At 48.0% G+C, this 10,035-nt stretch carries 13 protein-coding genes; all 13 read left to right on the top strand.

Annotated features, from left to right (window positions below; translation table 11 throughout):
• The first annotated feature begins 80 nt into the window (after window positions 1-80).
• Window positions 81-1,175 carry an FtsH protease activity modulator HflK gene (gene hflK / locus ENN66_03490; GenBank protein HDS15669.1) on the top strand — a complete coding sequence of 365 codons (1,095 nt, stop codon included), beginning with the start codon at window positions 81-83 and terminating at the stop codon, window positions 1,173-1,175.
• Entirely contained in the window at window positions 1,172-2,017 is an 846-nt protein-coding gene (gene hflC, locus ENN66_03485; protein HDS15668.1) for a protease modulator HflC, read from the top strand. The genes hflK and hflC overlap by 4 nt, the downstream gene beginning before the upstream one ends.
• A 36-nt stretch (window positions 2,018-2,053) precedes the next feature.
• Complete coding sequence (locus tag ENN66_03480) at window positions 2,054-2,974, top strand: bifunctional riboflavin kinase/FAD synthetase (GenBank protein HDS15667.1); 921 nt, start codon at window positions 2,054-2,056, stop codon at window positions 2,972-2,974.
• A gap of 231 nt (window positions 2,975-3,205) precedes the next feature.
• Entirely contained in the window at window positions 3,206-4,012 is an 807-nt protein-coding gene (rpsB, locus tag ENN66_03475) for a 30S ribosomal protein S2 (GenBank protein ID HDS15666.1), read from the top strand.
• A gap of 103 nt (window positions 4,013-4,115) precedes the next feature.
• Window positions 4,116-4,772: a translation elongation factor Ts gene (gene tsf, locus ENN66_03470; protein HDS15665.1), complete on the top strand. Its 657-nt coding sequence runs from the start codon at window positions 4,116-4,118 to the stop codon at window positions 4,770-4,772.
• A gap of 86 nt (window positions 4,773-4,858) precedes the next feature.
• Entirely contained in the window at window positions 4,859-5,605 is a 747-nt protein-coding gene (locus ENN66_03465) for a UMP kinase (GenBank protein ID HDS15664.1), read from the top strand.
• A 5-nt stretch (window positions 5,606-5,610) separates the two neighbouring features.
• Window positions 5,611-6,171, top strand: coding sequence for a ribosome recycling factor (locus ENN66_03460; protein HDS15663.1), 561 nt, complete (start codon window positions 5,611-5,613; stop codon window positions 6,169-6,171).
• 112 nt (window positions 6,172-6,283) lie between these two features.
• Window positions 6,284-6,463: a 4Fe-4S dicluster domain-containing protein gene (locus ENN66_03455; protein HDS15662.1), complete on the top strand. Its 180-nt coding sequence runs from the start codon at window positions 6,284-6,286 to the stop codon at window positions 6,461-6,463.
• Between the two features lie 413 nt (window positions 6,464-6,876).
• Window positions 6,877-7,230 (top strand): twin-arginine translocase subunit TatB, encoded by a 354-nt coding sequence (gene tatB, locus ENN66_03450; protein ID HDS15661.1) that lies wholly within the window; start codon window positions 6,877-6,879, stop codon window positions 7,228-7,230.
• Between the two features lie 41 nt (window positions 7,231-7,271).
• A complete protein-coding gene (gene tatC, locus ENN66_03445; protein ID HDS15660.1) occupies window positions 7,272-7,988 on the top strand; it encodes a twin-arginine translocase subunit TatC in 717 nt (238 codons plus the stop codon).
• Window positions 7,989-8,072: 84 nt separating this feature from the next.
• Window positions 8,073-8,303: a hypothetical protein gene (locus ENN66_03440; GenBank protein HDS15659.1), complete on the top strand. Its 231-nt coding sequence runs from the start codon at window positions 8,073-8,075 to the stop codon at window positions 8,301-8,303.
• A gap of 30 nt (window positions 8,304-8,333) precedes the next feature.
• Window positions 8,334-8,669 (top strand): hypothetical protein, encoded by a 336-nt coding sequence (locus ENN66_03435; protein HDS15658.1) that lies wholly within the window; start codon window positions 8,334-8,336, stop codon window positions 8,667-8,669.
• 144 nt (window positions 8,670-8,813) lie between these two features.
• Window positions 8,814-9,848, top strand: a complete 1,035-nt coding sequence (locus ENN66_03430; GenBank protein HDS15657.1) for a hypothetical protein — start codon at window positions 8,814-8,816, stop codon at window positions 9,846-9,848.
• The last annotated feature ends 187 nt before the right edge of the window (window positions 9,849-10,035 follow it).

The raw sequence follows: 10,035 nt of genomic DNA, 5'->3' as shown, positions 1-10,035 counted from the left end.
GTCGAACTTCAGTAAAAAACAAGAATCTCGGGAATTGTTTAAATTTAAGTGCTCGCTGATCAGGCCGGCAAGGAGGAAAAATGCCCTGGGAATACAATGGTGATGAAAACAAAGGCAAATCGTCGGGTGAGATTGAAGATTTGGTTAAAAAGGTTTTCAACCGAGCCGAAAAAGGTTTCGGCGGGGGGCCGCCCGGAGGGCCTTTTCTACTGCTGGCAATTCTGATGGTTGGCTGGTTGGCGACCGGATTTTATATTGTCGCCCCCGATGAAGTAGGGGTTGTCAAGCGCTTTGGTGAAGCCGTATACACGACCGAAGCCGGGCCTCACTGGCATCTGCCACGGCCCATAGAGACGGTGCTGAAGCCCAAGGTTACTCAGGTCAAGCGTCTCGAAATTGGTTTTCGCACGATTTCCAAGGTCACGCCGGCGCGTTACCAACTGGTTCCTCATGAGTCGCTGATGTTGACCGGGGACGAAAATATTGTTAACGCTCAGTTTATTGTTCAGTACAGGATCAGTGATCCGATTGCCTATCTGTTCAATGTCAGCTCCCAGGAAGAGACCGTGCGGGTAGCGACTGAAGCGGCCATGCGTGAGATCATCGGCAAGAATGAAATCGATATTGTTCTGACTACCGGCAAGTACGAAATTCAGCAGGATTGCGCCAGTCGTCTGCAGGAAATTCTCAACCACTACCAGGCAGGGGTACAGATTGTCGCGATTCAGCTTCAGGATGTTCACCCCCCGAAAGAGGTTATTCAGTCTTTTCAGGATGTTGCCAGCGCCAAGGAAAACAAGATCAGGCTGATTAATGAATCCGAGGGCTATAGTAACGAAATCATTCCCAAGGCCAAAGGCAAGGCAACCCAGATGACCAATGAGGCCGAAGCTTACAAGGCGAAACTGATTAATCAGGCGACAGGTGACGCCAATCGATTTTCCGCCAATCTTAAAGCTTACCGGTTGGCGCCGGAAATTACGCGCAAAAGAATGCGTTTGGAAATGATGGAAAATGTTCTCCAAGGTCTTGATAAAATAATTATTGATCCCAAACTGACCCGCTCACTACTACCTTTGTTGCCGCTTGAGTCCCGTCCGCGGGCTCTTGAACAACTGAGTGCCGGCCCGGTGACGGCGGGAGCTCAGGGAGAAAACAGGAGGTCCGGACAATGAAATTATTAAAGCCGATCATGCTTGCTCTCGTGATGATAGTAGTCGTAGCTTACAATGGCTTGTTTGTTGTCGATCAGACCCAGCAGACCCTGATTTTACAACTCGGTAAGCCGATCAGAGTGGTTACGGATCCAGGACTGAAATTCAAAATTCCTTTTCTTCAGCAGGTTGTCTATTTTGAACGGCGTTTGCTGCATTATGATGCCGCTCCGGCCGAGATTATCACCAGTGACAAAAAAAATCTGGTGATCGACAACTACTCCAAGTGGCGGATTGTCGATCCTCTCAAGTTTTATCAGTCGGTACGTACCGAAACCGGGGCCCAGGCCCGGCTTGATGATATTATTTATTCTGAGCTGCGGGTTGAACTGGGCAGGGAAACCCTGAACGATATTGTTTCCAAGGTTCGGGAAAAGATCATGCAAGCAGTAACCAACAAAAGTAACGAGGCCGGCAAGGAATACGGCATCGAGGTGGTCGATGTCCGGGTCAAGGCCGCCGACTTACCCAAGGAAAATGAAAAACATGTTTTTACGAGAATGCAGGCCGAGCGTCAGCGCCAGGCCAAGAGTTATCGTTCCGAAGGAGAAGAGGAGGGCATTAAGATCCGTTCCCAGGCGGATCGCGAGCGGACCATTCTGATTTCCGAGGCCTATCGTGAAGCTGAGAGAATCAAAGGGGAAGGGGAGCAGGCCGCGATCAAAATTTATGCGGAGGCTTACTCGGCCGACCCTGATTTTTATGATTTTTATCGCTCGCTGCAGGCTTACGGCAAGGCTTTGGCTGAACGTACTACCGTGGTGATGGATCGCGAGGGTGATTTTTTCAACCATTTTAAATGATTTTTAAGCATCATCGCTAATTAGTCCGGAACCAACGTGCAAATCTACGATAATTTTTGCGAACCCTGTTTCCCGCCCCGCTCCCAGGTGGTGGCAATCGGTAACTTTGACGGTGTCCATCTCGGGCACCGTTCTCTTTTTGCCCTGGCCCGGGAAAGAGCCCGGGAGAGGGGGCTGGAATCAAGCGCCCTGACCTTTCGTCCTCATCCCTTGAAGCTGCTTTTCCCTAAACGCCGAATCTTTCTGATCACTTCATATGAACGCAAAATCGAGCTGATTGCCGATTCTGGAATTGACAATCTGGTTATCGCCCACTTTGATCATGCCTTCGCCGATTTGTCGGCGCCCGTTTTTGCCCGGCAGGTTCTGGCGAAAAAAATGGGCGCCGCCGTGGTGGTGGTGGGGGATAACTATACTTTCGGACGCAATCGGGAGGGCTCTGTGAACCGGTTGCTCGAATTGGGGCGAAATTCAGGTTTTGAAGTAATAGTCGCTCCCCCCTGTCTGGTCGACAGTGAATTGGTCAGCAGCACCAAGATCAGAGAGGCCATCATGCAGGGAGAAATTGAGCGAGCTGCTCGTTTTTTGGGGCGGCCCTGTGCCGTCACGGGCCGCGTTGTGCATGGCAAGGGTCGGGGCCGGGGTCTCGGTTTTCCAACCGCCAATCTGATTTCCGAGGTTGAACTTTATCCCCAAAACGGAGTTTACGCCGTCTGGGTTGAATTTCAGGGGAACAGATTTAAAGGGGTGCTTAATATCGGCTATAATCCCACTTTCTCTGATACCGGCCTGACCGTCGAGGTTCATATTCTGGGCTTTGACCAAGATATTTACGGACAGGAACTTAAAGTGACTTTCGTTAATCGTTTGCGTCGGGAAAAAAGCTGTTCCGGGATTGACGAACTGCGCCGGCTGATTGCCTCGGATGTGGCTCGGGCCAGAGAACTCCTGACTTAATCATGATGTCTATAGCTAAACCTTTTCCCCTTGCAAAGTAAGCTTGCTTGTGGTAACTAGGCCGCGTTTAAATTCGCACGTCTTTTCAAGTCAGACCCGCCTTGATCGCTGATGATGCAGGCTGGTTTGTAACAGGAGCCTGGTGCCGGGTGGTCCGGTAGGCGCCGTTGTCCGCAAGGGCTTGGAGACGGAGGTATAAAACCAACATCTTGAAATGAAGGAGAGAACAACATGGCTATGGTAAGCATGCGTCAGCTGCTCGAGTCTGGCGTCCATTTCGGTCACCAGACCAAACGTTGGAACCCGAAAATGAAAAAATATATTTTTGGGGCCCGCAACGGCATCTATATCATCGATCTGCAGAAGACCATCAAACTTTATCGGACCGCGTACAAGGCAATTGTTGAAACAGTAGCTCAAGGCGGCGATGTTCTTTTTGTCGGGACCAAGAAACAGGCTCAGGAAAGTATTAAGGAAGCCGCCGAGAATGCCGGAATGTATTGGGTTAACAGCCGCTGGCTGGGTGGTATGATGACTAATTTTGATACCATTAAGAAAAGTATTAACCGTCTGCGTAAGCTGGAAACCATGAAGGAAGACGGTACTTACGAACTTCTGCCCAAAAAGGAAGTCTTGCAGTTGGAAAAGAAGAGGGAAAAGCTGGAGAAAAACCTTGGCGGAGTCAAGAACATGAAGAAAATTCCGTCATGCATTTTTGTCATCGATACCAAGCGTGAAGCGATTGCCGTGGCGGAAGCCAACAAGTTGGGAATTCCGGTGGTAGCGATTGTTGATACCAATTGCGACCCTGATTCAATTGATTACGTTGTTCCCGGCAACGATGACGCTATTCGGGCGATTAAACTTTTTTGCACCAGCATTTCCGAGGCCTGTCTCGAAGGTAAAGCTCTGCGCGACGAGCGCATGCAGGCACAGGACGACGATGACTTCGAGGCGGTTATTGATGAAGGTAAAATGCCGATTGTCGAGCGGGTTGGTGAAGAAACATTTGCCGACACTGATGCGGTCGAAGTTTAAAGGGCTCTTCAGTCAAAAAACAACCTGAAAATAAACCAGGAACCGTATCTCCCTTTTCAAGAGGGCGATGCGGATTTATATTAGAGGATTATGGAGATTTATAATGGCTGAGATTTCAGCAGCAATGGTTAAGGAATTGCGGGAAAAAACCGGTGCCGGCATTATGGACTGCAAGGCGGCGCTGAAGGAAAAAGAGGGCAATCTTGAAGAAGCATTGACCTATTTAAGGGAAAAAGGCCTGGCTTCGGCGTCAAAAAAGGGTGGCCGTATAACTTCAGAAGGGGTAGTTGCTTCCTATATCCATGCTGGTGGTAAAATCGGAGTTATGGTTGAGGTTAACTGCGAGACTGATTTTGTTGCCAGAACCGATGATTTTGTTGATTTTGTCAAAGACGTTGCCATGCATATCGCGGCCGCCGCACCGGTGGCTCTGAAACGTGAAGATGTAGAGCCTGGGTTGGTTGCAAGCGAAAGGGCGATTTATCGCACCCAGGCTTTGGAAAGTGGAAAGCCGGAGAAGATCCTTGATAAGATCATTGACGGCAAGATGGAAAAGTTTTTTAAAGACAGCTGTTTGCTGGAACAGGCTTTTGTCAAGGATACCGATATATCGATTGAGGATCTGATCAAGCAGATGATTGCCAAGACCGGTGAAAATATCAGTATCCGCCGTTTTACCCGTTATGTCATGGGTGAGGGGCTGGAAAAAAAAAGTTGTGATCTGGCGCAAGAAGTCGCCGCCCAGCTTAAGCAGGGATAATTTGTCCGGCTTTTGTGCGCCGGGGCAAGGTAAAGCTCATTTTTTTTACAGGTGAAATATAATTGTCTGCAACCATGACCGCATCCATGTCGACGGTGAAAACCCGTTCGGTTTTCAACCGAGTTTTACTTAAGCTCTCCGGTGAAGCTCTGATGGGCGGAGGAGAGTACGGGATTGAGCCCACTGCGATTTCCGGTTTTGCGGAAGAGATTGTCGAGCTCCATCGCTTGGGGTTGCAAACCGCGATAGTCATTGGTGGCGGCAATATTTTTCGTGGCATAACCGCTGCGGCCAAAGGCATGGATCGTTCGACAGCCGATTATATGGGAATGCTGGCCACGGTTATCAACGGCTTGGCACTTCAGGATGCAATTGAGCGCTTGGGGGTCAAGGTTCGGGTTATGACCGCTATTTCCATGCATGAAGTAGCTGAGCCGTATATTCGGCGGCGGGCAGTGCGTCATCTCGAAAAGGGAAGAATAGTTATCTTTGTTGCCGGTACCGGCAACCCTTTTTTTTCGACTGATACCGCTGCGGCTCTGCGTGCTATGGAGATTCAGGCCGATATAATTCTGAAAGCAACTAAGGTTGACGGTATCTATGACAGCGATCCGATGACTAATCCTCAGGCTCGGCGTTTTGACCAGCTGACTTATCTTGAGGTTCTGCAAAAGGAACTGAAGGTGATGGATGCCGCCGCGATTTCTGTTTGCATGGATAATGATCTGCCGATTCTGGTTTTCAACCTGACTAAACGCGGCAATATTCTGCGGGTAGTTTGCGGCGAAAACATCGGGACCAGAGTCGGTCAGCTGAAGGAGAATTCTGAATGAGCCAGATGATGGTTGCTGAAGTTGTTGATGAAGGCAGCAGCAGCATGCAAAAAACGCTCGAAGCTTTGAAACGGGAACTTGGTCGGGTGCGTACCGGGAGAGCTTCACTTTCTTTGCTTGACGGCATCAAAATAGACTATTTTGGAACCCCGACGCCCTTGAATCAGGTCGCTTCGCTGGCAATTCCGGAAAGTCGTCTGATTTCAATCCAGCCGTGGGACAGCACTGTAATCCCAGCTATAGAGAAAGCCATCAATAAATCAGATTTGGGAATAAATCCAAGTAATGATGGCAAGCAGATCCGTCTGAGCATTCCGAGACCAACTGAAGAGCGGCGCAAAGAATTGGTCAAGGTAGTAAAAAAGATCGGAGAGACCAGTAAAATTTCGTTGCGTTCAAACCGGCGAGATGCTATCGAGATGCTAAAATCTCTGGAGAAGGATAAGGAAATTACTGAAGACGAGAACAAAAAAGGGCAGGCTGAGATTCAGAAGCTGACCGATGATTTTGTCAAGAAGGTAGATAAAGTGATTTCCGATAAAGAGAAAGAAGTTATGTCTATTTAGATAGTTCGGGAAACTATTTAATCTTTAAGGCTAAGTTAACCGGCCGCTTTTTTCTTGCGGCTTTAAAAACCGTCCCGATAGTGGCATGAACTGCTGGTGACGGAACTTTAAAATGGAGGAAAGAATGTACGTAATTACTGATGAATGTGTAGCTTGTGGTACTTGTGCTGAAGAGTGTCCGGAAGATGCAATCAGCGAAGCTGGTGATATTTATGAAATCGACCAGGACAAATGCGTAGAGTGCGGCTCCTGTGTTGAGGTATGTCCGACGGACGCGATTGAAGAAAGATAAGATAGCGTTCTTTTTAAAAAAGGCTGCCGTAACGGCAGCCTTTTTTTTTGCATGAGCGGAAAACGCCTGCATTCAGACTCGTCTCGCTGCAACTGAATAACATTTAAGTTGACATTTTTTCAGTGGGTACGTAAATATCGTTGTTTGCAAACAACTCGTCAGCTTCGGGGCTCAGATGATTGCCCTTTATTTCTGAGGCTCAGTTTCTGCTTTTCCAGCGTTCTCATTGCGCCCCATGGCTGAACTCGCGCTCTCGCGCTCAAACACCAGTAATGAATGGGCTTCATGCGCGGGGAAGAACAACGAAATATTGCGAGACGTTACGGAAAAACACGATGCACCCTCAAAACTAAAAATTGGCTGAATAGTTTTGTGTGCAAAAGCATTTCTCATAAAGGACTCGGAATTGCCTGATGTTCGGTATCGGATTAACTGAAATAATTATCATATTGATTGTTGCCTTACTGGTCGTTGGCCCGAAAAAGCTGCCTGAGCTGGCTCGTACCTTAGGCCGAGGTATGGCGGAATTCAGACGGGCAACCGATGATTTTAAAGACAGTGTTTATCGCGATGATAACGCTGAAACCGAAGATCTCCAGAAAAGCGTGGAACGCCGTCGTATCGGCCGGGTTGCTCCCTCACCGGAGCCCATGCCTTCAGTGGTTCCGGCAACTTTGAACCCAGAGGTGACGGCGGAAGTACCCCCCAAAAAAGACGAGCCCAGCCAGATTGATAACCGAGAGGATTTCAAGAAAGCCGGATCATGAGTCTGAACCCTTCCGCAAAAAAAGAAAATCCTGAAATTGGAATGCACCTTACGGATCATCTTGAAGAACTCCGGAAACGTCTCCTGGTTGCTATTATAGCCGTTGCTATTTGCACTCTCGCGGCCTACTTTTTCTCCGAGGGCCTTTTTCGGCTCTTGATGGTGCCATTACTGGCGGCCATGCCGGCTGAAAACGGGCTTATTTTTACGGGATTGACGGAAACCTTTTTTATTTATCTCAAGATTTCCTTGCTTGCCGGTTTTTTTATGGCTTCTCCGATTGTAATTTATCAGATCTGGAGTTTTACCGCACCAGGTTTGTATGCCCATGAAAAAAAGTATGTTTTCCCTTTTGTTTTTTTTGCCACGTTTTTTTTTGTGGGTGGCGCTCTCTTTGGTTATTATGTCGTTTTTCCTTTCGGGTTTAAATTTTTTATCAGTTTTGCTACTGATTTTATTAAGCCGATGCCGTCAGTCAAGGAATATTTTTCTTTCTCCGTGCGCCTTCTATTCGCTTTCGGAATCGTTTTTGAACTGCCGGTTGTAACCGCATTTCTGGCTTTATTGGGATTAATCAAGGCGCAGACGCTGGCGGCTAAAAGAAAATATGCAATTCTTGGGGCTTTTGTAATCGCGGCCATTTTAACCCCTCCGGACGTTGTCAGTCAGACAATGATGGCCCTCCCGGTTATTGTTCTATATGAGCTGAGTATCTGGGTCGCCAAAATCTGTGCTCGCAAAGAGCAAGTTGAGGATTAACAACCTTCAGGTCCGAGCGTAAGCAGGCAACTTTTGGGTTGTGGGTCACTATCGCACCAGGATTAGACAGGTGCAGTGATTTAAATGGAGATTTTTCCTCTCTATGGAGGTTTGCCTAAAACTCGCCAACTGACGCAACTGCTCAATGGCCTGCGTGCAGGAGAGCTGGCAATAATCCCGACCGATACCAATTATGCCGCTGTCTGTTGGCTGGCCAGTAAAAAGGGCATTAATCGGTTGTATGTTCTTAAAACCGGACGCCACGAAAAGCGTATCACCCTGATCTGCGCCGATCTTAAAGATATCAGTCTCTAGGCCGAGGTCAGCAATCCCGCTTACCGGTTTATGAAGAGCCTGATTCCCGGTTCCTATACATTCATTCTACCGGCTTCCCGCTTGGTTCCGAAAATGCTGCTGACCAAACGACACACGGTGGGTATCAGGTCCCCGGATCATCTGGCCTGCCTGCATCTGGCGGAGCAGCTGAAGGGTGTATTACTGGCGGTCAGTGTCAAAAAAACAGCCGCTTGTGGAGACTCAATTGTCGCGCTGGAAAAGGTTTTTCGTAATGATGTGGCTTTTCTTTTGGATGCCGGCGATATTGAGTCTGAATCGTCAACCATTGTTGATCTGACCGGCAGTGAATATGAAGTCCTGCGCCAGGGAAAAGGTGAAATTTAAAACCAGATCGAGAAAGGTTGACGATAGTCAGCCTGATTTGATAAAGGAGAGGATAAGCCTTTCAAGCGAAATGATGTATGATTTTCCTCTAGCGAATGGAGGCAGCATTAATTTATTCATCTCTTTTTTTGAGGATTGTGGATTATGAGCAGATTACTTAAAGTACTGATAGTTATCGTTCTGTTCAGCGGGACCGGAGGGCTGGTGGCGGCAAGCTATTATTTTGCTCCGATTATTGAGGCTGACCAGCGTGGTGTCGTGATGACCGGCAAATCAGATCCGGCTCAGAATCTGAAGATTCTGGCTCCCGGAAAACACTATTGGTTTATCTCCGGTTATAACCCGATTAGCAATATTTTGGTCCGAGTCAGCATTCGCGAGCAGGAACTTTCTCTCCATGATTCAGATAGTGAGCCCACGTTGTCACTTACGACTCAGAATGGCGATCTGGTTCAGGCAGAATTCGCCCTTTGGTATCGGGTGAAGGCCGAACAGGCCGGCCTTCTACTGGCGGCCCTGGGCGAAAATGACATTGAAAAAGTAATAACTGAAATCGCCACGGCCACGGTTCGGGAACAAGCGGCATACTATGATTCCGACGCCTTTTATCAGGGTCAGATACAGAGGGAATATCTTGCAAAGGCTGGTCAGAATATTAATCATGAGCTTGCCGCCAAGGGTCTTGAAGTGACTACGTTTAAAATTAAGCGCCTGTTGTTTTCAAATGAGCTCTTGCAAAAGATCGAAGAAATTAAAAAAGCGCGCGCGACAATTGAAGTAAACAAAATAAAGGCACAAGCGGCTGAAGTTGCCGCCAAAGGGCGGAAACAGGTGGCCCTACAGGAGGCTCAGGCCCGTAAAGAGAGTGTTATCCTGGCATCTGAAGCCCAGTTAATTGCTGCCCGGAATTGGGTGGAAGCGGAAAAGGTTAAAACGGAAATCATGCTGGTGCGCAGTCAGGCAAAAGCTAAAGCCATGCAGATCGAAGCTCAGGCGAAGGTCTTTTCCGGGCCGGACGGAGAACGCTTTTTACGATATCGTATCGCTGATTCCTTAGCTGATGCTTGGATGCAAAACAACAGTCAAAGCAACGCCAGTGAAGCTAGTCTGGATGCTATTACCTCGGGCATTACTTCACTTTCGTGTCCGGTAGCAGATGCAGATGAGGTTTCAAAATAAAGCATTAGCGATTAAGGAATTATTAAGGAACTGAAGAAGCGCGGCTCAGGGCTGATGATACCGCGCTTAGTTATGACAACCGAAATTTGACCAGTTGTGATTATCGAAAATTGATCACCCTGATTGCAAGATAAAGTTAAGCACTGATGTTCATGGTTAAATTTTAAGTTTGCTTATTGGTAATGTC

The organism is Pseudomonadota bacterium (assembly GCA_011049115.1).
In the GTDB taxonomy this organism is placed as follows: domain Bacteria; phylum Desulfobacterota; class Anaeroferrophillalia; order Anaeroferrophillales; family Tharpellaceae; genus DSCM01.
This window is presented reverse-complemented; position numbering and strand designations above follow the sequence as displayed.